Source organism: Amycolatopsis sp. WGS_07 (assembly GCF_045278895.1).
Taxonomy (GTDB): Bacteria; Actinomycetota; Actinomycetes; order Mycobacteriales; family Pseudonocardiaceae; genus Amycolatopsis.
In genome coordinates, this window is sequence record NZ_CP136053.1 from 4,411,399 (window position 1) to 4,437,273 (window position 25,875).

At 68.9% G+C, this 25,875-nt stretch carries 8 protein-coding genes; 7 read left to right on the forward strand and 1 reads right to left on the reverse strand.

Annotated elements, in window-relative coordinates; all coding sequences use genetic code 11:
• Positions 1 to 2 precede the first annotated feature (2 nt).
• From RPX00_RS21050 to RPX00_RS21060, 3 genes are read left to right on the forward strand one after another with little or no spacing between them, the layout of a single operon-like run.
• Positions 3 to 15,338 (forward strand): type I polyketide synthase, encoded by a 15,336-nt coding sequence (locus RPX00_RS21050; protein WP_406641701.1) that lies wholly within the window; start codon positions 3 to 5, stop codon positions 15,336 to 15,338.
• A gap of 1 nt (position 15,339) precedes the next feature.
• Entirely contained in the window at positions 15,340 to 20,835 is a 5,496-nt protein-coding gene (locus RPX00_RS21055; protein WP_406641702.1) for a type I polyketide synthase, read from the forward strand.
• Complete coding sequence (locus tag RPX00_RS21060) at positions 20,832 to 22,289, forward strand: FAD-dependent oxidoreductase (RefSeq protein ID WP_406641705.1); 1,458 nt, start codon at positions 20,832 to 20,834, stop codon at positions 22,287 to 22,289. The genes RPX00_RS21055 and RPX00_RS21060 overlap by 4 nt, the downstream gene beginning before the upstream one ends.
• Positions 22,290 to 22,416: 127 nt before the next feature.
• On the opposite strand, the gene RPX00_RS21065 is transcribed toward RPX00_RS21060, so the two are convergent.
• On the reverse strand, positions 22,417 to 23,001 hold the full coding sequence (locus RPX00_RS21065; RefSeq protein ID WP_406641707.1) for a dihydrofolate reductase family protein: 585 nt from the start codon (positions 22,999 to 23,001) through the stop codon (positions 22,417 to 22,419).
• Between the two features lie 71 nt (positions 23,002 to 23,072).
• Between RPX00_RS21065 and RPX00_RS21070 the strand changes: the two genes are divergently transcribed.
• The 4 genes from RPX00_RS21070 (at position 23,073) to RPX00_RS21085 (ending at position 25,860) form a co-directional block, all read left to right on the forward strand.
• A complete protein-coding gene (locus tag RPX00_RS21070; RefSeq protein WP_406641709.1) occupies positions 23,073 to 23,642 on the forward strand; it encodes a TetR/AcrR family transcriptional regulator in 570 nt (189 codons plus the stop codon).
• A gap of 244 nt (positions 23,643 to 23,886) precedes the next feature.
• Positions 23,887 to 24,297, forward strand: a complete 411-nt coding sequence (locus RPX00_RS21075; RefSeq protein WP_406641711.1) for a MerR family transcriptional regulator — start codon at positions 23,887 to 23,889, stop codon at positions 24,295 to 24,297.
• Between the two features lie 116 nt (positions 24,298 to 24,413).
• Entirely contained in the window at positions 24,414 to 24,938 is a 525-nt protein-coding gene (locus tag RPX00_RS21080) for a YlcI/YnfO family protein (RefSeq protein WP_406641713.1), read from the forward strand.
• Positions 24,939 to 25,014: 76 nt separating this feature from the next.
• On the forward strand, positions 25,015 to 25,860 hold the full coding sequence (locus RPX00_RS21085) for a DUF4097 family beta strand repeat-containing protein (protein WP_406641715.1): 846 nt from the start codon (positions 25,015 to 25,017) through the stop codon (positions 25,858 to 25,860).
• Positions 25,861 to 25,875: the final 15 nt, after the last annotated feature.

Genomic DNA, 25,875 nt, shown 5'->3' on the forward strand with positions numbered 1-25,875 from the left:
GCATGGCCGGTGAGGACAAGCTCCGCGAATACCTGAAACGCGCGCTCGCGGAAGCCCAGCAGGCGCAACAACGTCTGCGTGAGGTCGAAAACGCGCGGCGGGAACCGTTGGCGATCGTCGGCATGGCGTGCCGCTACCCGGGCGGAGTGTCCACTCCGGAGGATCTGTGGAACTTGGTCGCCGAGGGCCGCGACGCGATCTCGCCATTCCCGGCCGACCGCGGTTGGGACACTCGCGACGTTCCCGTTGGCGCAGGCGGCTTTCTGGCCGATGCGGGTGCCTTCGATCCGACGCTGTTCGGTATCAGCCCGCGTGCCGCGCTCGCGATGGACCCGCAACAGCGGCTGTTGCTCGAAGTCGCGTGGGAGGCGTTCGAGCGTGCGGGCATTGATCCGCTTTCCGTGCGGGGCAGCCAAACCGGCGTGTTTTCCGGCGTCATGTACTACGACTACGCCACTTTGATGGACGCGGTTCCGGAGGAGCTTGCTGGTTTCGTCGGCCATGGCAACGCGGCCAGTATTCTCACCGGGCGCATTTCCTACACCTTCGGGCTCGAAGGCCCAGCGGTCACTGTGGACACTGCGTGCTCGTCTTCGTTGGTGGCACTGCATTTGGCGGCGCAGTCACTGCGATCGGGGGAGTGTTCGCTCGCTCTCGCCGGCGGCGTCACGGTCATGCCGAACCCAGGCACCTTTGTGGAATTCAGCAAGCTCGGCGGTTTGGCCGCGGACGGCCGGTGCAAGTCGTTCTCTGCCAGCGCGGACGGCACCGGCTGGTCGGAGGGCGTCGGGCTGCTGGTGCTGGAGCGGCTGTCTGACGCCGAGCGCAACGGGCATCAGGTGCTGGCCGTCCTTCGCGGTTCCGCTGTGAACCAGGACGGTGCGTCGAACGGTCTGACCGCGCCTAACGGTCCCTCGCAGGAACGCGTGATCGTCCAGGCCCTCACGAACTCCGCGCTGACCCCGGCTGAAATCGACGTCGTGGAAGCGCACGGCACCGGTACTGCGCTGGGCGACCCAATCGAAGCCGGCGCGCTGCTCGCGACCTACGGCCAGGGCCGCGAACGTCCACTGTGGCTCGGTTCGCTGAAGTCGAACCTCGGGCATACGCAAGCCGCGTCCGGGGTCGCGGGCGTAATCAAGATGGTGCAAGCGATCCGCGCGGGCACGCTGCCGAAGACGTTGCATGTGGACGAACCCTCGCCGCACGTCGACTGGAACAGCGGTGCCGTCGAGCTGCTCACCGAAGCGCGGCCGTGGCCGGAAACCGGGCACCCGCGTCGTGCGGCGGTCTCGTCGTTCGGCATCTCGGGGACGAACGCGCACACGATCATCGAGCAAGCACCGGAAGCCGTCGTCGAAGACAGTCCACGGAGGACACTTCCGGCTATCCCATGGGTGATCTCCGGGAAGACCGAAGCGGCCCTGCGGGAACAGGCTCGGCGACTGGCCGAAGCGGACGCCGATCCGATGGACATCGGGTACTCGCTCGCCGCTACCCGGGCCACTCTCGACCACCGTGTCGTGGTGCTCGGCGCTGACCGGGAAGAACTCCGGGCTGCCCTCTCCGACCTGATCTCGACTCCCGCTACCACCGGTCGCCTCGCATTCTCGTTCTCCGGCCAAGGTGCGCAACGGCCGGGAATGGGCCGGGAACTGTACGAGACGTTCAGTGTTTTCGCCGAAGCCTTCGACGAGATCTGCGCCCATCTGGACCCGTTGCTGGATCAGCCGTTAAGGGACGTCATCTTCGGCGACAGCGACTTGGTGCACGAGACGCAGTACACGCAGGCCGGGCTGTTCGCTGTCGAAGTGTCGCTGTTCCGGCTGGTTTCCTCGTGGGGCGTGAAGCCGGACTACCTGATCGGCCATTCCATCGGAGAACTCGCGGCCGCGCACATCGCCGGAGTGTTTTCCCTTGAAGACGCCGCGAAACTGGTCGCCGCGCGCGGCCGGTTGATGCAAGCGTTGCCGCGCGGCGGGGCGATGGTGGCGATCGAAGCGACCGAGGACGAGATCGTCCCGAGTTTGGCGGAAGGAACAGACCTCGCCGCGGTCAACGGTCCGCGCTCGGTTGTGGTCTCCGGTGACGAGGACGCCGTACTGCGCGTCGCGGAGGCTTGGCAAGCCGAGGGGCGCAAGACGAAGCGGCTGACGGTGTCGCACGCGTTCCATTCGCACCGGATGACAGCGATGTTGGCCGAGTTCGGCGAAATCGCCGCGAGCATCGGCTACGCCGCCCCGGCTATTCCGGTGATCTCCAACCTGACCGGGGAAATCGGTGCCGAACTGAACGAACCGTCCTATTGGGTACGGCACGTCCGCGAAGCCGTGAAGTTCCACAATGGACTCACCACCCTGGCCGGCTACGGTGTCACGCGGTACTTGGAACTCGGCCCGGACGGTGTCCTGACCGCGCTCGCGCCTGCTGAGGCCGTCGCCGGTGCGGCTATGCGCAAGGGCCGTCCCGAACCGGCCACGCTGCTCACCGCCCTGGGCCGCCTGCACTCCGCTGGTGTCGACGTCGACTGGGCCGCGGTCTTCGCGGGCACCGGTGCCCGCCGGATCGAACTCCCGACGTATCCGTTCCAGCACGACCAATTCTGGCTCGAACCCCAGCCCCGGCGCGGACAACTGGCCGCGGCCGGTGCGCGCGACGCCGGACATCCGTTGGTGCGCGCGGTCGTCACGCTGCCCGGCTCGGCCGGGACACTCCTAACTGGACGGTTGTCCGTCGCCGCTCAGCCATGGCTGGCCGACCACCAGGTCTCCGGCGCGGTCGTGTTCCCCGGCGCGGCGTTCGTCGAGCTGGCCGTGCAGGCGGGCAATCACACCGGCTGCGCGACCGTCGACGAGCTGACCCTGCACGCCCCGCTGATCCTGCCCGACGGAGAGGCCGCTGACCTGCGGGTATGGGCGCGCCCGGACACCGTGCCGGGCCGCTGGACCCTGGAAATCCACTCGCGCCCGGAGACCGCGGCCGACCAGGAGTGGACCCAGCACGCGACCGGTCTCCTCAGCGAACAGCCAGCCCCGGCGGCGGAGGGCCTGGCGGAATGGCCACCCCACGCGACCCCGCTCGACCTCGACGGACTCTACGAACGCCTGGAAAACTCCGGCCTCAGCTACGGCCCCGCCTTCCGCAACCTCCGCGCGGCCTGGCGCGACGGTGACACCCTCTACGCCCACATCGCGCCCACCGGAACCCCCGCCGCGCAACGCTTCGACCTCCACCCCGCGCTGCTCGACGCCTCCCTGCACGCACTAGCGTTCACGGGCGAAACGGCGCAACTGCCATTCTCCTGGCAGGACATCCGGATACACGCCACCGGCGCGCGTTCGCTGCGCGTCCGGCTTACTCCGAACAACGGCTCAGTGTCGATCGACCTCGCTGACGACACCGGCGCACCCGTCGCGTCGGTCGGTGCGCTGGCATTGCGGCCGATCGGTGCCCCGGTCCGGCGGACGGCCCAGGACTCACTGTTCCGAATGGACTGGGAGACGCTGTCGCTGGAACCGTCCTCAATCGACGGACGCTGGGCCATCGTAGGTACCCCGATGCGCGGCCTGGCTGCCGAGTCCTTTGTGGATCTCGCAGCGGTTCCGGAGGGATTTGACACCGTAGTAGTCCGCGCGGAGACGGCGGAGATCGGCCCGGCCACTCACGAAATGCTGCGGACAGTCCAGGAATTCCTGGCCGCGGAAAGGTTCCAACGGCTAGTAGTGGTGACCGCCGGAGGACTGGCCGCCGCCGCGGTCCGGGGCCTTCTCCGGTCAGCACAGGCCGAGCACGCCGGACGAATCGTCATCGCGGAATTGGAAGACTCGGACGTTGCGCCGCCCTTGCTGGGAGCCGCACTCGCTACCGGCGAGCCGCAGTTCTCGTTCCGGGACGGGGAAGTCCGGGTGCCTCGTCTCGCCCGCCCGGAGCTGACCCCGCCCGACGGACACTGGCGGCTGGACGTCACCAAGCGCGGCACGCTCGACAACCTCGCCCTCATCCCGTGCCCCGAAGCGGGAGAACCGCTGGCCGAAGGGCAGGTAAGGATCGCCGTCCGCGCGGCTGGCGTGAACTTCCGCGACGTCCTGCTCGCTCTCGGCATGTACCCGGACGAAGTCGCGCTCGGCGGCGAAGGCGCGGGCGTGGTCACCGAGGTCGGACCCGGCGTCCCGGACCTGGCCGTCGGCGACCGCGTGACCGGGATGTTCGGCGGTTCCTTCGGCCCGACCGCCATCGCCGACCACCGGCTGGTGGCGTCCATTCCGGACAGTTGGTCCTTCGAGCAGGCCGCGGCCGTCCCGATCGCTTACCTCACCGCATACCTTGGCCTGGTCAAACTGGGCGGCGTCACCGCCGGGGAATCGGTGCTGATCCATTCCGCGGCGGGCGGCGTCGGCGTCGCGGCGGTGCAGCTCGCCCGGCACCTCGGCGCAGAGGTATTTGGCACTGCCAGCCCCGGCAAATGGGACACTCTGCGCGAACTCGGCCTCGATGACGAGCACATCGCCTCGTCCCGCACCCTTGAATTCGCGGACAAGTTCCGCCAGGCCGACGTCGTCCTCAATTCCCTGACCGGCGATTTCGCCGACGCCTCGCTGCGCTTGCTGCGTCCCGGCGGGCGATTCCTGGAAATGGGCAAGACCGACCTGCGCGACCCGGCCGCGTATCCCGAACTGCGCTATCAGCCGTTCGACCTGATGCGCGTCCCACCGGACGAGATCCGGCAGATGCTCACCGACGTGCTCGCGCTTTTCGCGGAGGGAGCGCTGCGGCTGCCGCCGGTCACCACCTGGCCGGTCGCCGGCGCGCGCGACGCGTTCCGGTTCCTCAGCCAGGCAAAACACACCGGCAAGGTCGTGCTGACCCTGCCCCGGCGGCTCGACCCGGACGGCACCGTCCTGATCACCGGCGGCACCGGCACGCTCGGCCGCCTGGTCGCGCGCCATCTGGTTGCCGAGCACGGTGTCCGGCGTCTGCTGCTGCTCAGCCGTCGCGGTACGGCCGATGACCTGGCCGACCTGGGCGCGACCGTCACCGTCGCGGCCTGCGACGTCACCGATCCGGCCGCACTGTCCACTGTGCTCAGCGAGATCCCGGCGGCCCATCCGCTCACCGCGGTCTTCCACGCGGCCGGAATCACCGACGACGGAACGGTCGAATCGCTCACCCCGGAACGAATCGACGCGGTCCTGCGCCCGAAGATCGATGCGGCGTGGCAATTGCATACCGCCACTCAGCACCTGGATCTGGCCGCGTTTGTCCTTTTCTCGTCGGCCACGGGTGTCCTAGGTGGACCCGGACAGGCGAACTACGCCGCCGCAAACGCCGCCTTGGACGCACTCGCGCAGCACCGGCGCGCAGCTGGCCTTCCCGCACAATCGCTGGCATGGGGTCTGTGGGCACCGAGCAGCACGCTCACCGGCGAACTGACCGAAGCGGACCTGGCCCGTATTGCTCGGTCCGGTGTCGGGGCATTGTCGGCCGAGGAAGGATTGGCGCTCCTCGACGCGGCAATGGCGGTCGATGAACCGGTGCTGGTCCCGCTGAAGCTCCGCCCGGAACGCGCGGAAACGGTGCCCTGGACCTTGCGCGGCTTGATCAAATCCCCGGTACGCCGGGCCGCGGCCAAGACCGCCGACCCGGCTCCGCAACGGGTGGACAATTTCGAGGAACTCGTCTGCGCGGAAGTCGCCGCAGTTCTCGGGTATCCCGGAGCTTCCGCGATCGACCCGCAGCGCGCGTTCACCGATCTCGGGTTCGACTCACTGTCCGCAGTGGAATTGCGCAACCGGCTCTCCGTTGCCACGACTATGGCCTTGCCCGCGACACTGGTGTTCGACTACCCGACCCCGGCCGCGCTCGCCGCGCACCTCGGCCGTTCCGCGGAACCTGAGCCTGTCATTCCGGTGCAGCAAGCCGTTGCCGACGACGAGCCGATCGCCATCATCGGCATGGCCTGCCGATTCCCCGGCGATACGCGCTCACCTGAAGAATTCTGGCAATTCCTCCTGCAGGACGGCGACGGCGTCACCGAATTCCCGCGCGACCGCGGCTGGAATCTCGAAACGTTGTTCGACGACGACCCCGATCGCTCCGGCACCAGCTATGTGACCCAGGGCGGATTCCTGGCCTCGGCAGCGGAGTTCGACGCGGACTTCTTCGGCATCAGCCCGCGTGAAGCCCGTGCGATGGATCCGCAACAGCGGTTGTTGCTGGAAACGTCGTGGGAGGCGCTGGAACGCGCTGGTATCGATCCGGCGTCCGTGCGCGGCAGCCAGACCGGGGTGTTCGTCGGCGCGATGCGTCAGGACTACGGCCCGATGCTGCACCAGCCCGTCCCCGGCGGCGAAGGCCACCGGCTGACCGGCAGCGCGGCGAGCGTCGCGTCCGGCCGGGTGTCCTACACCTTCGGTTTCGAGGGCCCGGCGATGACAGTCGACACGGCGTGCTCGTCGTCGCTGGTCGCGATGCACCTCGCTGGGCACGCTCTCCGCCGCGGTGAATGCGATCTGGCCTTGGCCGGCGGCGCGACCGTGATGGCCACGCCGGGCTTGTTCACCGAGTTCAGCCGCCAGCGCGGGCTGGCCCCGGACGGCCGGTGCAAGGCGTTCGCTGGCGCCGCCGACGGCACAGCGTGGGCTGAAGGCGCGGGAATGCTGTTGCTGGAACGGCTTTCCGACGCCGAGCGCAACGGTCACCGCGTCTTGGCGGTCGTGCGCGGCTCGGCAGTGAACCAGGACGGTGCGTCCAACGGCCTGACCGCGCCGAACGGTCCTTCGCAGGAACGGGTGATCCGCGCGGCATTGGCGTCGGCTGGTCTGTCCACAACGGACATCGACGCGGTGGAAGGGCACGGCACGGGAACGTCACTGGGCGACCCGATCGAGGCCGGGGCATTGCTCGCGACCTACGGCCGGGACCGCGACCGTCCACTGTGGCTCGGCTCGGTGAAGTCCAACATCGGCCACACCCAGGCGGCGTCGGGCGTTGCCGGCGTGATCAAAATGGTGCTGGCGATGCGGGACGGCGTGCTGCCGCGCACCCTGCACGTCGATGAACCGTCGCCGCACGTCGATTGGCGTTCCGGTGCGGTGCAACTGCTGACCGAACCGACAGACTGGCCGGAGACGGATCGTCCACGCCGGTCCGCCGTCTCGTCGTTCGGCGTCAGCGGAACCAACGCGCACATTATTCTCGAGCAAGCCCCGGCCGCGACGGTGCCCTCTGGCAAACCGCTCGTTGCACCGCTGGTGCTTTCCGCGCGGTCTCCGCTCTCGCTCGCCGATCAGGCCGCCCGTCTGCTGTCTGTTGTGGACGAACCGGACCTTGCCCGCGCGCTCGCCACGACGCGAACGGCGCATCCGTATCGAGCGGCGGTGCTCGACGATTTCCGTGCCGGTCTCGCGGCGCTCGCCGAGGGGATCGACGCGCCGAATGTCGTGACCGGGCGGGCAGAGGCCGGGAAGCTCGCCTTCACTTTCTCCGGTCAGGGATCACAACGGCTCGGAGCGGGACGCGAACTCAGCGCGGAGTTCCCGGTGTTCGCGGCCGCTTTCGACGAGGCTTGCCGAGCACTGGACCCGCACCTCCCGCGAGGCATTCGCCAGATCGTATTCGCCGAGGAAGGCACGCCCGAGGCGGCCTTGCTGGAACGGACTGGCTATACCCAGGCCGCGTTGTTTGCCACCGAAATTGCGCTGTACCGGCTGCTCGAACACTGGGGTCTGCGCCCGGACTTCCTCGCCGGACACTCGGCGGGCGAGCTGGCGTGCGCGCATGTGTCAGGTGTGTTGAGCCTGGCCGACGCTGCCGCGGTGGTCGGCGCGCGGGCCCGGTTGATGGACCAGACGTCCGGGAACGGCGCGATGTTCGCCATCGAGGCCACCGAAGACGAAATGGCTCCGACGCTCGCGGGCCGCGACCACGAGGTCGGAATTGCCGCGGTCAACGGGCCGACGTCGCTGGTGTTGTCCGGGGACGATTCCGTCGTCACGGAGATCGCCGCGCAATGGCGCGAACGGGGCCGTCGGACGCGTCGGCTTGAAGTCAGCGTCGCGGCGCATTCTCCGCAAATGGACGAGATTCTCGGGGAATTCCGGGAGGCCGTCGCCGCGGTGACTTTCGGCGAACCGGCGATCCCGATCGTCTCGACGGTCACCGGGCAACTGGTTACTCCGGACGAAATGCGCACTCCAGACTACTGGGTGCGGCATTTGCGGCAGGGCGTCCGGTTCTTCCCCGCGGTGCGGTGTTTGGCTGAGCTGGGCGTAACGGCCTTTGTGGAGGTCGGCCCAGCGAGCGTCCTAACTGCGACCACTGTGGACTGTCTGCCGGATCCGATGGACGCGTTGCTGGTTCCGTCGATGCGCAAGGACCGTCCGGAAGTTCCCGCGCTCCTGGATACCGTGGCCCGGCTCCACGTGCACGGCTTCTCTCCGGAGTGGACTGCGGTGTTCGCCGGCCGCGAAGCCGCGGTGGTGGACCTGCCGACGTATGCCTTCCAGCACCGGCACTTCTGGCTCGCCACTCCGGAACGGGACGCGGCCGCCGCTGGCCTCGCCCCGATCGAGCACCCGCTGCTCGGTGCGAGCGTCGCACTGGCGGACGGCGACCGCGCAATCTTCACGGGGCGGCTTTCGGTCTCCGCGCAGCCGTGGCTGGCCGACCACGTGGTCTCCGGCCAGGTCGTGCTGTCCGGGACTTCGCTGCTGGAACTGGCCCTTCGTGCCGGTGCCGAGCTGGGGTGCGGGACGGTCGCCGAGCTGATTCTGGACACGCCGATGGTGCTTCCGGCGGACGGCAGCGTGACCGTCCAGCTGGTGGCGGGCGAACCGGACGAGTCTGGCCGTCGTGAGCTGAGCTGCTACTCGCGATCGGACCCGGCACTGCCGTGGACCCGGCATGCGCGCGGGGTCCTGGCTCCCGCTGAGCCGGTCGAGGCGGAATGGCCGGTGCTTCCAGACGGCGAGTCCGAAGTAGACATAGACGACCTCTACGCGACGATGGCGGACCGCGGCCTCGACTACGGCCCAGTGTTCCGCGGCCTGCGGCAGGTCTGGCTTCCGGACGGCGACCTCCTTGCATTGGTCACTGTCCCGGACGAAACCGAGCCGGAAGCCTTTGGTCTGCACCCAGCGTTGCTTGACGCAGCCCTGCACGCCTTGGCTGCGCGTGATGAATCGGGCACCGCGTCGCTTCCGTTCTCCTGGAGCGGTGTGACCCTGCACGCGACGGGCGCTCGCGCGCTGCAGGTTCGACTGAGCCCGGTCCCTGGCGGCTATTCGGTCACGGCGGCCGACCAGCACGGCCGCCCAGTACTGTCGGTGGACTCGCTGGCACTGCGACCGGTCGCACTCGACCAGCAGGTCGACGACGCACTGTTCACAGTGGACTGGCAGCCGATCGAACTTCCCGCCGCCGACGACACCTCGGAGTTCACGGTGCTCCGGAGTTCGGCTGAGGACGCGCTGGCCGAGCTGCATCGGGTGCTGCCGATTCTTCAGAACTCGCTGGAGGACGAGCAGTCCCGGTTGGTTGTGCTCACGAAGAACGCCACCGAGGACCCGGCGGCTGCGGCGGTGCACGGTTTGGTCCGCTCCGCCCAGGCGGAGAACCCCGGCCGGTTCGTCCTGGTGGACGCCGACACCGACTCGCCGGACCTCGCTGGCGCACTGGCTTCGGGCGAACCGCAGATCTCCTTGCGGGACGGCAAAGCCTTCGTCCCGCGCCTGGTTCGCACCAACTCCACTGTGGACGGCGAGTGGACCGGAGCCGTCCTGATCACCGGCGGAACGGGCGGCCTCGGTTCGCTGCTGGCCCGTCACCTGGTCACCGAACACGGCGTGCGCGATCTGGTGCTCGTCAGCCGTCGCGGCCGGGCGGCAACCGGAGCGGCGGAACTCGAAGCCGAACTCTCGAAGCTCGGCGCGACCGTCCACATTGAAGCCTGTGATGTGGCTGATCGTGAGGACACGGCGGCGTTACTCGCCTCGATCGACAACCTGGGCGCGGTCATCCACGCGGCCGGTGTGCTGGACGACGGCGTCGTGGAATCCCTGACGCCGGAACGCCTCGAGCAGGTCTTCCGGGCCAAGGCCACCGCCGCCTGGAACCTCCACGAGCTGACTCCGGACGTGCCGCGCTTCGTGCTGTTCTCGTCGGCGGCTGGCATCCTGGGCAGCCCCGGCCAGGGGAACTACGCGGCGGCCAACGCGTTCCTCGACGCGATCGCCCACCGCCGCGTCGCCGACGGGCTTTCCGCGGTGTCGCTGGCCTGGGGGCCGTGGGCATCGGGCATGGCCGGCGCGTTGGACGAGGCTTCCCGACGCCGGATCGAACGCCTCGGCTTGACCCCGCTCACGCCGGAGGAAGGTCTGCGCCTGTTCGATGCCGCGGTCGCCGGACCGCCGCTTTCGGTGCCGCTCCGGCTGAACTTCCCCGCGCTGCGCGAACGCGCCCGGGCGGGGGAGAACCCGGCGCTGCTGCGCAGCCTGGTGCGCGTCCCCGCGAAGTCCACTGTGGTCAGTGCGTCCGGTCTGGGAGCCGAATTGGCTGCGCTGGACGAAGCGGGCCGTCGGCGATTGCTGCTGAACACGGTCCGCTCCGCGGTCGCCGCGACGCTCGGTCACGACGAACCCGTCGATGAGCACCGGGCGTTCAACGATCTCGGCTTCGACTCGCTGACCTCGGTCGAACTGCGCAACCGACTGTCCACAGTGAGCGGACTGCGGCTGCCGACGACGCTGGTGTTCGACCATCCGACCACAGAGTCCGTTGTGGACTATCTGCTGTCGAAGATGACCGAGCAGGCCACCACCCGGCGCACGGTGGTGACCGCGCCGTCGGACGAACCGATCGCGATCGTCGGCATGGCCTGCAGGTATCCCGGCGGCGTCGAGACCCCGGAAGACTTGTGGCACCTGGTCTCCCACGATGGGAACGGCATCTCGGCCTTCCCGACCGACCGCGGGTGGGACCTCGACCGGCTCTATCACCCCGACCCGGACCACCCCGGCACCAGCTACGTCACCGAGGGCGGTTTCCTCGCGGACGCGGCGAAGTTCGACGCGGAGTTCTTCGGAATCAGCCCCCGCGAAGCGGTCGCCATGGACCCCCAACAGCGGTTGCTGCTGGAAGTGTCCTGGGAAGCCTTCGAACGCGCCGGGATCGATCCGACGTCCGTCCGCGGCAGCCGGACCGGAGTGTTCGCGGGCGTCATGCACCACGACTACGCCAGCCGGATGCCAGTCCTGCCGGAGGAAGCGGAGGGCTACCTCGGCGCTGGTACCGCCGGAAGTGTGGCGTCGGGACGTGTTTCGTATTCGTTCGGTCTCGAAGGCCCAGCGGTCACTGTGGACACTGCGTGCTCGTCGTCGTTGGTGGCAATGCACTTGGCGGCACAGTCGCTACGGGCCGGGGAATGCACGCTCGCGTTGGCTGGTGGTGTCACCGTGCTCGCGACGCCCGGGTTGTTCACCGAGTTCAGCCGCCAACGCGGCCTCGCCCCCGACGGCCGGTGCAAGGCGTTCTCGTCAGCGGCGGATGGGACGGTGTGGGGTGAGGGCGCGGGAATCCTGTTGCTGGAACGCCTATCGGACGCCAAACGCAATGGCCGCCGGATCCTCGGCGTCATGCGCGGCTCGGCGGTGAACCAGGACGGCGCGTCCAACGGCCTGACCGCACCGAACGGCCCGTCGCAGGAACGCGTCATCCGGACCGCGTTGCAGTCGGCTGGTTTGTCCACTCAGGACATCGATGCGGTGGAAGCGCACGGCACCGGCACCGCGCTCGGCGACCCGATCGAGGCGCAGGCGTTGCTCGCGACTTACGGGCAGGACCGGGACCGTCCACTGTGGCTGGGTTCGATCAAGTCGAACATCGGCCACACTCAGGCCGCTGCCGGCGTCGCGGGCGTGATCAAGATAGTGCTGGCGATGCGCGACGGCCTTCTGCCCCGGACGCTGCACGTGGACGAGCCGACGTCTCATGTGGACTGGGAGAGCGGGGCGGTCCGGCTGCTCACCGAGCCAGTGGAGTGGCCGCAGGCGGATCGTCCGCGCCGGGCGGCGGTGTCGTCGTTCGGCATCAGCGGCACGAACGCGCACGTGATCGTGGAGCAGCCGCCGGTCGCTGAACTGCCGGAGCAGCCGGAACGCCCGGTGCCCGTGGTGCTGTCCGGCCGGGGCGAGCCCGCGTTGCGCGCTCAGGCAGCACGCCTGCGTAGCTGGCTCGACGAAGACGCCGACTGGTCGGGCGCCGCCTACACGCTGGCCACAGCCCGGGCCGCGTTTGAGAACCGCGCGGTCCTGCTCGCGGGTGACCGGGCCGGTCTCGCCGCTGGCCTCGAAGCGCTGACCAGCGGAAATCCGACTGCCGGGCTGGTTGAGGGAACGGTCCGTGCGGCCGGCCAGGTGGCATTCGTCTTCCCGGGGCAGGGCTCGCAGTGGGTCGGGATGGCGCGCGAGCTGGCGGCGGACTCGGAAGTGTTCGCGACCCGGCTGGCGGAGTGCGCCGCCGCGCTCAGCGAGTTCGTGGACTGGTCGCTGGACGACGCGCTGACCGACAGCGCGCTGCTGGAGCGGGTCGACGTCGTGCAGCCGGTGTCGTGGGCGGTGATGGTCTCGTTGGCCGAGCTGTGGCGTTCCTACGGCGTCGAGCCGGCCGCCGTTGTCGGTCACAGCCAAGGGGAGATCGCCGCCGCGTGCGTCGCCGGAGCATTGTCCTTAACGGACAGTGCTCGGGTAGTTGCGTTGCGGAGTCGACTGATTCGTCAGGTACTGGCCGGACAAGGCGGCATGGTCTCGGTCGCGCTGCCGGTCGACGACTTGACCGACCTGCTCGTGGACCTCGAAGTGGCGGCGGTCAACGGCCCGTCGTCCACAGTGGTCTCGGGCAGCCCGGCCGCCGTCGACAAGCTCCTGGAGGTGTGCGAATCCCGCGATATCCGGGCGCGCCGGATCGCGGTGGACTACGCCTCGCATTCCACCCAGGTGGAGTCCATTCAGGACCAGCTCGCCGCGGAACTCGCCGGAAGCACCGCCGGACCGGCCGCGGTCCCGTTCTATTCGACGGTCACCGGCGACTGGCTCGACACGGACGGCCTCGACTCCGGGTACTGGTACCGGAACCTCCGCCAGACTGTCCAATTCGACCAGTCGGTGCGCGCGCTTTACGCGGCTGGGTACCGGACGTTCATCGAGGTCAGCCCGCATCCGGTGCTGGTGCCGACGATCGCCGAAAGCGTGCCGGACGCGATCACGGCCGGCTCGCTCCGCCGCGACGACGGCGGGCTCGGCCGGTTCCACCAATCGCTGGCCGAGGCCTACGTGCAGGGCGTCAAGGTCGAATGGGCGGCTGCGTTCCCCGCCGGGATCCGTCCAGCCGAGCCGCCGACGTATGCCTTCCAGCGGCAGCGGTATTGGCTCGATGCGCCCGCGACCAGCGCTGATACCGAGGACGCCAGCTTCTGGGCCGCGGTCGAGGGCGACTCGCTGGACACGTTGCTAGGAGTTGAGAAAGACGCACTCGCTCCGGTGCTGCCCGCATTGTCCGCTTGGCGGAGGAAGAGCCAGCAACGCTCCGATGTGGACTCCTGGCGATATAGGGCGGTGTGGCGACCGCAACCCGTCGCCGACGTCCAGCTCACCGGCCGTTGGGTCTTGGTGTCGCGCGAGGAAAACCAGGACTACGCCCAAGTGCTGGAGAACGCTGGCGCGTCGGTTGTCACCGTCCGGCCGGGCGAGCCGATCGGTGCGGCGGACGGCATCGTCTCCCTGCTTGCCCTCGGCGAGGGCGGCCTCGAATCCACCCTCGAGCTGATCAAGACCGCGGGGGACACTCCACTGTGGCTGGTCACCTCGGGTGCTGCTGGTGACCAGGTCACCGCACCCCGGCAAGCCATGGTGTGGGGTGTGGCCCGGACCGCCGCGCTCGAATATCCGCGCCGCCGCGGTGGCGTAGTCGACCTTGACGACCCTGCCTTGCTCCCCGCCGTGCTGAACGGGAACGAGGACCAGGTGGCGATCCGTGAGTCCACTGTGCTCGCTCGTCGGCTCGTCCCGGCTCCATTGCGGACAGCCGACCGCTGGCAGCCGCGCGGTACTGTGCTGCTCACCGAAGGACAGTTCACCGAGGCGACCGCCCGCTGGCTGGCGGAAAACGGCGCCGAGCGACTGGTCTTGGTCGGCGAAGGTCAGCCATTCCCGGACGACCTCGGCGTGCCGGTCCTGCGCGAAGTCTGCGACGTGACCGACCGGGAAGCGCTGTCCCGGGTGCTCACCCAGTATCAGCCGACGGCCGTCGTGCACGGAGCTGGCGAAGTCACTTCCGGCGCACTGGCCGACACCTCTCCGGAGGCCCTTGCCGCCGCCGTGCGGACGAAGGTGCTCGGCGCGATCAACCTGCACGAACTGGTGTCCGATGTGGACGCGTTCGTGCTCTATTCATCGGTTTCGGGGGTGTGGGGTGCGGCCGAACAGGGTGCGTTTGGGGCGGCCAACGCCTTCCTGGACGCGTTGGCTGAGCACCGGCGTGCGCAGGGGTTGCCCGCGACGTCGGTCGCCTGGGGTCCCTGGGCCGATGCCGGACTAGGCGCGGATGACGAGGAAACCGAACGTGACCGCCGGGAACAACTCCGCCGACGCGGCGTGTTCGCCCTGCCCGCCGAACGCGCCCTGCCCGCCATGGCCGACGCGGTGGCCAACGGCGATCCCACCATCGTCCTCGCGGATATCGACTGGGCTCGGTTCCTGCCCGCCTTTACCGCAGTCCGCCCGAGTGCGCTCTTCGAGGAGCTGGAAACGGCACCGGAGAACGACGACGCGGCTGAGCCGACGCTCCTGGCCAAGCTCGCCGGACTGTCCGAAGAGGACCAGCTGCACGAGCTGACCGAACTGGTCCGTGGCGCCGTCGCGGCCGTACTGTCCCATCCGGACCCGGCGACCTTGCCGGCCGGACGGGCCTTCCGCGAACTCGGTTTCGACTCGCTCGCCGCGGTCGACCTCCGGAACCGGCTCGGCGCGGCCACCGGGATCCGGCTCGCAGCCACCGTCGTCTTCGACTATCCGACCCCCGTCGACCTCGCCCGGCATCTGCACGCCCAGCTGTCAGCGGCGCAATCACCCAGCGGGCCGGCGGGTTCGGTGGACGCGGAACTCGACCGGCTGCACGGGATGTTGACCGCGGAGTCCAATGCGGACACTCGCCGCCGCGTCCGGGAACGGCTGGCGGCACTCGTCGCCGAGCTGACCCCGGAGGCCGAGGACGAACCGGTGGCGGACCGGCTCGGGGCGGCGTCCGACGAGGAAATCTTCCGGTTCATCGACACGGAGTTGAACTGACATGAGTGATGCGGAACGGCTTCGCGAATACCTGCGCAAGGTCACCGTCGACCTGCACGAAACCCGGAAGCGGCTGAAAGAAATCCAGGACCGTGCCGCGGAACCCATCGCAGTCGTGTCGATGGCCTGCCGCTACCCGGGCCGCGTGCGGTCGCCGGAAGACCTGTGGCACCTGGTCGACGAGGGCCGCGACGCGATCTCCGGATTCCCGACCGATCGCGGCTGGAACCTCGACGAGCTATTCCATCCAGACCCTGATCACGTCGGCACGACCTACGTGCGCGAGGGCGGATTCCTTTCCGGAGTAGGCGGTTTCGACGCGGGGTTCTTCGGAATCTCCCCACGCGAGGCGCAAGCGATGGACCCGCAGCAACGTCTGCTGTTGGAAGTCTCATGGGAAGCACTCGAACGGACCGGCCTCGATCTGGCTGCTTTGCGCGGCAGCGCCACCGGAGTGTTCGTCGGCAGCGGCGCGCCGGACTACAGCATGGTTGTCTCGCAGGCGGACGAAGACCTCGGTGGATACCTGATGACCGGCAACGCGGGCAGCGTGCTGTCCGGGCGGCTGTCTTACACCTATGGCTTTGAAGGCCCATCGCTCACAGTGGACACTGCGTGCTCATCTTCGTTGGTGGCATTGCACTTGGCGTGCCGCGCGCTGCGCCGCGATGAGTGTTCGCTCGCGTTGGCGGGCGGGGTTTCGGTGCTGAGCACGCCCGCCGGATACGTCGAGATGAGCCGTCAGCGCGGCATGGCTCCCGACGGTCGGATCAAGGCCTTCGCCGCGGCCGCAGACGGCACCGCATGGTCCGAAGGTGCCGGTCTCGTTGTCCTGGAACGACTTTCCGACGCACAGCGACACGGACACCCGGTGTTAGCTGTCGTGCGCGGAACCGCGATCAACTCCGACGGTGCCAGCAACGGCCTCACCGCGCCGAACGGTCCTTCGCAGGAACGCGTGATCCGCCAAGCTCTCGCCGACGCTGGTATCCCGGCCGCGGATGTGGACGCCGTCGAGGCCCACGGCACCGGCACCGAACTCGGCGATCCCATCGAGGCCAACGCCTTGCTCGCCACCTACGGACGAAACCGGCCGGCCGACCGTCCATTGTGGCTCGGTTCGCTGAAGTCCAACCTCGGCCACGCCGGTGCGGCCGCCGGAGTGGCCGGAGTGATCAAAATGGTCATGGCCCTCCGCGCGGGCACCCTGCCCAAAACGTTGCATGTGGACGAACCGTCACCGAAGATCGACTTCGCGCAGGGCGGCGTCGCATTGCTCACCGAACCGAAGCCCTGGCCCACGTCCGACCGCCCGCGCCGGGCCGGGGTATCCGCCTTCGGCATCAGCGGAACCAACGCGCACGTGATCCTGGAGCACGAGCCCGAACCGGCAGTCGTGTCTCCCGAGTTCTCTGGGCCGGTCCCGCTGCAGCTTTCCGGGAGAAGCGAAACCGCGCTGCGCGCTCAGGCGGAGCGATTGCTGCCGTACATCGACGGTCCGGCGCGGCTCGCCGACCTCGGTTGGTCGCTGCTGCGTTCGCCGGACTTCGAATACCGAGCAGCAGTCGTGGCCGACAGCCGGGATACCGCGAGCCGGGCCCTGCGCGCTTTGGCGGCGGGCGAGGAGGACCCAGCGTCGGTACGGGGACTGGCAAACCCGGTGGACAACGCGGTTTTCGTCTTTCCCGGCCAGGGCTCCGAGTGGCCCGAAATGGCGGTCGAACTGTGGGAGTCCTCTCCAGCCTTCGCTCGCTCCATGGCGGAGTGCGAATCCGTCCTTTCCGGACTGGTCGACTGGTCGCTGTACGACGCCATACGTGACGTGGAGTCGTTGAGCCGAATTGACGTCGTACAGCCAGCGCTGTTCTCGGTGATGGTCTCGCTCGCGGAACTCTGGAAGTCGTACGGCGTTTCCCCAGCCGCCGTCGTCGGCAGCAGCCAGGGGGAAGTCGCTGCGGCTTGCATCGCCGGTGCACTGTCCCTTGAGGACGCAGCGAAGATCGTCGTACTGCGCAGCCGGTTGTTCGCCGAGGAGCTGGAAGGCCGTGGTGCCGTGGTCGCCGTCGGCGCACCGGCCGCGCAGGTGGAACAACGCCTCGCTGCCTTCGCGGGCCAGCTGACGATCGGCGGGATCAACAGCCCGAGCGCGGTAACAGTGGTCGGAGAACTTGCGCCGCTGGAGAAATTCGTCGCGGACTGCACAGCGGACGGAATCCGCACTCGCGCAGTGTCCACAGTGGCCTCGCACTCGCCGAAACTCGAACCACTGCGCGAACGGTTCCTGAAGATGGTCGCCGACATCGCTCCGCGCCCAGGCGGAATCCCGTTCTGCTCAACGGTGACCGGCGAGTTCGTCCCGACCGAATCCCTCACCGCCGAGTACTGGTACGACAACGTCCGCGAAATGGTCAACTTCGACGGCGGTATCCGTGCGCTCATCGCGGCGGGGCATCGCTTCTTCATCGAGGCCAGCCCACACCCAGTGCTGACCTCGTCAATCATGGAGACCGCCGAAGACGCCGGCGTCGAGGTGGTGACGATCGGCTCGCTCCGTCGCGGCGAGGGCGGCTTGACGCGATTCCTCCTTTCCGTTGCTGACACACAAGTGCACGGTCTGCCAGTGGACTTCGCCCCGGCGTTCGAGGGCGCGGAACCACGACGCGTCACCCTGCCCACGTACGCCTTCCAACACGAAACGTATTGGCCAGAAGCGCGTAAAGCGACCACTGTGGACCCCGTCGAGGCCGGTTTCTGGGACGCTGTCGACCGTTCCGACGCGGGGGAGTTGTCTCGCACGCTGGACGTCGGCGAAGAACCACTGTCGAAGGTGCTGCCCGCGCTCACCGCGTGGCACCGGCGTCGGCAAGAGAAGTCCATTGAGGACTCCTGGCGCTACCGGATCACTTGGCGGCCAATGCCCGACCCGTCGACAACGACGCTCTCCGGCAACTGGCTCGCCGTCGTGCCGGAGGACAGCACCTGGGCCAACCACTGCCTCGACGCCCTGTCCCGCCACGGCGCGAACCTGACCCGGACCACCAAACTCGACCGAGACCTCCTGGCCGGCACTCGGGGCATCATCTCGCTGCTCGGCTTCGCGGACACCCTGGCGCTGGTCCGCTCCCTGGACACCGATCTTCCGTTGTGGCTGACCACGTGCGGCGCAGTCGCGGCTGACGGCACCACTCCCGATCCCGATCAAGCTGCGATCTGGGGCCTAGCCGCCGCCGTCGCAGCGGAACGTCCGGGCCTTTGGGGTGGCGTGATCGACCTGCCGGAAGCACTCGACGAGCCGACCGCCGCCCGGTGGTCCGCCGCGCTGTCCGGAGACACCGGCGAGGACCAGATCGCGGTACGGAACACTGGTCTGTTCGCCCGCCGCCTAGTCCGTGCGACACCTCGCGCCGAAACCTGGTCGTGGCAAGGAACCGTCCTCGTGACCGGTGCCGACACTCCGATGGGCGCACACGCGGCCCGATGGCTCGCCGACAACACGACCGCCGAAGTTTTACGGACTGTCCAACCAGGACACAACGTGCTCCTTGGCGAGCACGTCATCGAATGCGACCTCACTGATCGCGCTGCGGTCGCCAATCTGCTTGCGGGACAGGAACTCTCCGCGATCGTGCACACGGATGTACCGCTGGAGGAAGGTGCGCTGGACAACCTGACGCCGGAGATGTTCGAATCCGGAGTGGCCGGAGCCCGGAACCTCCACGAGCTGGCCGACGTGCCGCTGGTCCTGTTCTCCTCGATCGCCGGCACGTTCGGCGGTGTCGGCCAGGGTGTCTACGCCGCCGTCACCGCCACTTTGGACGCTCTGGCCGAGCGAGACGGAACGTTCTCCGTCGCCTGGGGCCCGTGGGAGACCGGTGACGAGGTACGTCGAGAACGCTTAGGACGCAGGGGAATCCGCCTGCTCGACCCAGACCGGGCCATGTCGGCGCTGTCACTTGGCGAGTCCCAGATCATGCTCGCCGACCTCGACTGGCCAACCTTCGCCGACGCCTACCGCGCCGCCGGTGAACGCCCGCTGATCGCCGACCTCGCACCCACTCGCGCGGTACCGACGGCCGCTGAGCCCGACCGCCTCACCGGGCTGTCCGCCGAAGAGCGCCGCGATGTCCTGCTCGACCTGGTCCGGAGCCACGCCGCCGCGGTACTGGGCCATCCCTCGGCGGCCTCGGTAGACCCGCGCCGCCGCTTCCTGGAACACGGCTTCGATTCACTGACCACAGTGGACCTCCGCAACCGCCTCAACGCCGCGACCGGCCTGCGGGTGCCGGTCTCGGCGTTCATCGAACACTCCACCCCGGAAGCGCTGACTGACTACCTGAATCATGAATTAGGTGGACAGAAGATTGTATACAGTCCGCTGGCTACCCTCCTGACGCAAGCCCGGGAGTCCGGAAAACTGCCCGAGTTCCTGGATGTCCTCGCCGCGGCCGCCAAGCTCCGCCCGACCGCCAAGCTCCGCCCATCCGACGAACCCCGCTCATCCGGCGAACTCAGTCCGTCCGGCGAACTCCGTCCGGCTGGCGAGTTTCGCTCGTCCGGCGAACTCGGCTCGGCTGGCGAACTCCGTCCGGCTGGCCAACTCGGCTCGGCTGGCGAGCTTCGTCCGTCCGGCGAACTCGGCTCGGCTGGCGAACTCCGTCCGGCTGGCCAACTCGGCTCGGCTGGCGAGCTTCGTCCGTCCGGCGAACTCCGCTCGGCTGGCGAGCCTCGCTCGGCCGACGAACTGCGTCCGGCCGCCGAACTCCGCCCGGCCGCCGAATCCCGCCCGGCTGCCGAATCCCGCCCATCCGGCGAACTCCTCCCTCCCGGCGAGGAGGCGCTGCCGACCACGGTCCCGCTCACCACGACTGGCCCCGCGACGAAGCTGGTCTGCCTCCCGTCGGTGCTGGCGACATCAGGCCCGCACCAGTTCGCCCGCTTCGCCGCGGCCCTGCGCGGCGAGCGGCCGGTGTCCGCGCTGTCTCTGCCGGGGTTTCAGAGCGGAGAAGCGCTTCCGGAGAGTCTCGAGGCTCTGGTCGACAGCCTCGTCGCCGAGGTGAAGAAGACCGAGGGACCGTTCGTCCTGGTCGGCTACTCGTCCGGCGGCCTTCTCGCGAATGCCGTGACCGCTGCCCTGGAGCACACAGATACCACTCCATCCGCAGTGGTCTTGCTCGACACCTTCGTACTGGGCCGGGCGTCGTGGTCCGGGGTCCTGGACGGCCTGGCTGACCGGCTGGCCGAAACCGGCTTGGCCGACGACACCCGGCTGTCCGCGATGGGCGCGTACCTCAGTCTTTTGCACGCCTTCGCCCCGGCGGAGATCGACACCCCGGTGCTCCTGGCCAGAGCCGCCGCGGGGCCCCACGCGCATTGGCCGGGTCCGCACGACACGACGGACCTGGCGGGGGATCACTTCACGATCCTCGAGGACGAGGCCGACGACGCCGCGAAAGCGGTGCACGAGTGGTTGGAGAAGCTGGCGGTGGAGAAGTCATGACTGAGCGAACGACAGTCCTGGTCGTCGGAGCCGGGCCGTGCGGGCTTGCGGTCGCGGCGGAGTTGGCGCGGCTCGACGTGCCGGTCACCGTCGTGGACGCCGAACCCGAACCGGGTGCCGGATCCCGCGCGATCCTGTTGTGGCCGCCGGTGCTGGAGGTGCTGACCGAACTCGGCGTCGCCGGACGGGCGCGCGAACAGGGGCTCGGACCGGCCGCGCTGCACTATCACCTGCCGTCCGGGGTGGGCGCGCGCGTCGCGCTCAACGACGACAACCGGCCGCTCGTGCTGCCGCAGGAGAAGACGACGGTGCTGCTGGAGCAGGCGGTGCACGATCTCGGCGGCACCGTCGAACGCGGGGTGCGCGTGACGAAAGTCGTGCCCGGCGCGGAATCCGTGCTCGTCGCGGCCACTGCCGCCGACGGAACGGCCCGGGAATTCGAGGCCGACTGGGTGATCGGCGCCGACGGCCACCGCAGCGAGGTGCGCACTCAGCTCGGCATCGCGTTCGACGGCGAGCACATCCCGGTCTCCTTCCTGCTGGCCGAAGGAACCCTCGAAGGCGACCTCCGCCGCGACGAGGTGCACTACTTCCTCAGCGATTCCGGCGTCCTGCTGCTGGCCCCGCTCCCCGGCGGCGAATTCCGGATCTCCGGCGCTCTCCCGCCCGGCGGACAACCCGACGAACGCCAGGTGCAACGCCTCCTGGACGAACGCGGCCCGGCCGGGCTGAAAGTCAAGAGCCTGCGGACGATCACCACGTTCTCCAGCGACGAACGCATCGCGGCCAAACTCCGCGCGGACCGCGTGTTCCTGGTCGGCGACGCCGCGCACGTGCACAGTCCGATCGGCGGACAGGGCCTGAACCTCGGCATCCCCGACGGCCGCAACCTGGCGTGGAAACTGGCCGGCGTGCACCACGGCCGCCTCGCCCCCGCGATCCTGGACACCTACGACCCCGAACGCCGCGCCGCGATCCAGCAAACCCTCCGCGCGACCGGCATGATGGCCCGGCAATCGGTGGCGGGCCCGATCGCGCGGCGGGTGCGCAACCTGACCTGGCGGCTGGCGCAGTCGAGCGGGGTGCTGGAGCGGAAGTTCGCGCCGACCCTGGCCGGCTGGCGCGCGGAATGCCCGAACCCGTTGCCGGGTAACGGAAAACTGGCTGCCGCTCGTTCGTGGCCGCGCCCAGGGACGCGCGATCCGCGGTGGCTGCCGAAAACGGACCGGGGCCTTGCGGGGCAATTCCAGCTGGTGACGTTCGGCCCGCCGAGCAGTGAACTGGCGACGCGCGCGGCTGCCTTGGCGACACGGATGCCGGGGGTGGTGGCGCACTTCAGCGTCGGCGGTGCGCGGGAGGGTTTTGTGCTGCTGCGCCCGGACGCGTACATCGCGGCGGCTGGTCCGGCGGAGACATTCCCGGAGGTGGCGCGGTTGGTGCGGGACCTCGCTTAGCGCTGCTCCCGCCGACGTCCGTGAGGGGAACCCTGAAGGAATCAGCGTGCCTCAGGGTTCCCCGCACGGACATCCGGGCGGCGTCCCCCAACGCCACGCGGAACTGTTCGCCGCGACAACGCCGCGCTCAGTTCCGGACGAGGCGGGTAGCCGTGACCCCATTCGGGAAAGCCGTCCGTTCGGCGACCGAGAACACCGTGGGGTCGAACTCGCCGTCCACCATCGGGATGCCCGCGCCTGCCACGACCGGGTAGCTCTTCAGCACGATCTCGTCGACCTCCGGCAACAGCGCGCCGGCCAGCGTACCGCCCCCGCACAGCCAGATGTCCAGCCCGGTTTCCTCTCTCTTCAGGTCGCGTACCAGGCCGATCGGGTCGCCGGGGACGACGGTGACGTCAGCGGGGGTGTCCGGTTTCAGGGTGCTCGACACGACGTACTGCCGCAGGTGTGCGTAGGGGCTGGGCACGGCCGGGTCCAGTTGATAGGTCGCGCGGCCCATCAGGACGGTGTCGAATCGGCGGTTGGGGGCGTCCTCGACGCCGGCCATGGCGCGGAAGGCGGTCGGGACTGTTTCCGGGTACAGCGAGTTCATGAATCCCATGTAGGCGGCGGTCTGCTGAGCATCGCCCTGCGGGAAGAAGTCGAACTCGCCCGCGGGGCCGGCGATGCGGCCGTCGAGGGTGACTGCGATGTAGTACACGAGCTTTCGCATCTAGCAACTCCGTCTGTAGTACTATGGTTGAAGTGGTTTGAACCGTACAACTACAGCTGGAGTGGTGTCAAATGGTCCGGAGGAACGACCAGCGGCGGGCGGCGCTCGTTGACGCGGCGATCGAGGTGCTGGCGCGCGAGGGGGCGCGGGGGCTGACGTTCCGGGCGGTCGACGGGGAGGCGGGGGTGCCCGCGGGGACCGCGTCGAACTACTTCGCCAACCGGGACGAGTTGTTCACGCAGGCGGGGGCGCGGGTGTATGAGCGGCTGCAGCCGGACGACGACTCGATCCCGCCGGGCAAGGGGGATCGGGCCGCGTACGCGCAGTTGATGCGGGAGCTGGTCAGCCGGATCGCGGCGTTCCGCACCGGGTATCTCGCGTTGCTGGAGTTGCGGCTGGAGGCGACCCGCCGGCCGGAGTTGCGCAGGGTGCTCACCGAGCGGGTCCGCGCGGATGTCGAGGCGAATGTCGCGTATCACGAGGTGTCCGGGCTGCCCGGCGACGCCACCGCGGTCAAGCTGCTCATTCTCGCGTTGAACTGGTTGATCGTCGAACAGCTCACGTTGCCGGACGTTTTCTCCGAAGCGGAGCGGGAACGATTGATCACCGAAGCGGTCGAACGGATTGTGGCCGCCGAATAGGGAAATGCCGGGGTGGCGCTCGTGCTGGCTGCTCTGCCGCCGCGCGAACTTGTGGCGGCTTCGCTGATCCAGCGGTGGCACGGAGCTGATCACCGGATGGCAGTGTTGCCTCGTCGTCGTGATTCCGTTGTCCGGCAAAGTGCGGCGAGGTTCCGGTCGTGGCGGTCGCGCCGACTGGTGCGCCCGAGAATTGTTTGCTTAGCCTAACCTTGCCTCAAGCCGTCTCGATGCGGTGCAATGTGGTATGGACCTGTACTCGATCGGCGAGGTGTCGGCGCGCTTCGACGTGCCGGTGTCGACGCTGCATTACTGGGAGAGTTGCGGCCTGATCCAGCCGCACCGGCGCTCCGGCTGGCGGTATTACGACCGCGACCAGCTCTACCGGATCGCGCTGATCCGCACCTGGCGGGAAACCGGGCAGCTGAGCCTGGACGACATCTCGGTGCTGCTCGGCAGCAACGGGAAGTCCGACGACTGGCGGGGCACCGTCGCCGCCCGGATCGACGCGATTCAGGAGCAGGTGACGCGGCTGCTCGACGCGCAGGCCTACCTGCAGCACCTCATGACGTGCCGGCACGACGGCGCCCTCGACGAGTGCCCTTGGTTCCGCGCCGGGATCGAACTCCCGGTCGCGAAGGCGGCTAAGTCGGCTTGATTTTTCCGCGTGGCACCACGCGTTGACCTGGGGATTTACCGCCAAGCGTGCCACTGTGGTGCCAAACTGAGCCAAGGTGGCTTGTGGTGGTGCCACGCGTGTGCCATAGTGGTGCCATGGACTTGACCACGTACGTAAGCAACCTCGGGCGGGAGTTCGCGACGCTGGCCGAGGCCAGCGGCGAGGAGGGGCGCGCGCTGGTCGAGCGCTTGACCGGATCGCTCGAATCGGCGATCCGGATGACCCTGCTGGACACGCTCTCCGGCGCCGCCGACGAGATCACCCGGGACCTGGCTCCCGGCTCGGTCGAGCTGCGTCTGCGCGGCCGCGACCCGAACTTCGTCGTGACCACGCCGCCCGCCGAACCCGCTCCGGCCGCCGCGCCCGCGGCCGAGCCGGCTCCGGAGGCTCCGGAACCGCTGTTCGCCGAGGACGGGCCGTCCGCGCGGATCAACGTGCGGCTGCCCGAAGCGCTCAAGGCCGCGGTCGAGGAGGCCGCCGCCAAGGAGGGCCGTTCGGTGAACGCCTGGCTCGTCCGGGCCGCGACCGCCGCCCTGCAGCAGCGCCCCGAGCGCGAGCCGCGGTTCGAGCCGTCCGGCGGCGGTTTCTCCAAGCAGAGCTTCACCGGCTGGGTCCGCTAGCCCGCTTTCTCGCTACTTCCTTCACCCGTCTCTGACCTGCGGAGACGGCACACCTATCCGAAACGTGGGGACAACCATGCCTAAATTCGATACGCCCGAACCGATTTCCGTCACCCTCGACCTCGGCAACGGCCAGGTCCGGTTCGCCGCGAGCGACCGCTCCGACACCGTCGTCGACGTCCGGCCGTCCGACGACCTGGACGAGTCCGACGTGAAGGCCGCGAGCCAGGTCCGCGTCGACTACAGCAACGGCACGCTGCACATCTCCGGGCCGAAGATGCGGGCGTTCGACTTCTCCCGCAAGACCCGCTCGGTCGACGTGACGGTCGAACTGCCCACCGGCTCGCGGGTTTCCGCCGAGGTGCAGGCCGGCGCCTTCCAGAGCATCGGGCAGCTCGGGCAGGCCCGGTTCAAGACCGCCGCCGGGAACGTCAGCCTCGACCGCACCGGACCGTTGCGCGTCAACACCTCGGTCGGCCACGTCACCGCCGAGGAGGTCGCGGGCGACGCCGACGTCACCACCGCGTCCGGCCGGATCCGGCTCGGCCCGGTCGACGGGACCGTGACGGCCAAGAACTCCAACGGCGACACCACGATCGAGTCCGCGGGCGGCGACGTCCAGGTGCGTGCCGCCAACGGCGACATCACAGTCGGGCACGCCGGCTCGGGGGTGGACGCGAAGACGTCCAACGGCGCCATCCAGATCGGCGAGGTCGTCCGCGGTTCGGTCGTGCTCGAGAGCGCGATCGGCGACCTGCGGATCGGCATCGCCGAGGGCACCGCGGCCTGGCTCGACGTCAAGACCAACTTCGGCCACGTGCGCAACGAGCTGGAGACCTCGGCCAGCCCCGGCGAGTCCAAGGAGACCGTCGAGGTCCGCGGCCACACCGCGTTCGGCGAAATCGTCATCCACCGCTCCTGACCACAGTTTTTGGAG

Excerpts from the sequence above, each read along its gene's own strand:
- RPX00_RS21050 (WP_406641701.1), top strand. The coding sequence starts at position 3 with ATGGCCGGTGAGGACAAGCTCCGCGAATACCTGAAACGCGCGCTCGCG.
- RPX00_RS21055 (WP_406641702.1), top strand. The coding sequence starts at position 15,340 with ATGAGTGATGCGGAACGGCTTCGCGAATACCTGCGCAAGGTCACCGTC.
- RPX00_RS21060 (WP_406641705.1), top strand. The coding sequence starts at position 20,832 with ATGACTGAGCGAACGACAGTCCTGGTCGTCGGAGCCGGGCCGTGCGGG.
- RPX00_RS21065 (WP_406641707.1), bottom strand. The coding sequence starts at position 23,001 with ATGCGAAAGCTCGTGTACTACATCGCAGTCACCCTCGACGGCCGCATC.
- RPX00_RS21070 (WP_406641709.1), top strand. The coding sequence starts at position 23,073 with ATGGTCCGGAGGAACGACCAGCGGCGGGCGGCGCTCGTTGACGCGGCG.
- RPX00_RS21075 (WP_406641711.1), top strand. The coding sequence starts at position 23,887 with ATGGACCTGTACTCGATCGGCGAGGTGTCGGCGCGCTTCGACGTGCCG.
- RPX00_RS21080 (WP_406641713.1), top strand. The coding sequence starts at position 24,414 with ATGGACTTGACCACGTACGTAAGCAACCTCGGGCGGGAGTTCGCGACG.
- RPX00_RS21085 (WP_406641715.1), top strand. The coding sequence starts at position 25,015 with ATGCCTAAATTCGATACGCCCGAACCGATTTCCGTCACCCTCGACCTC.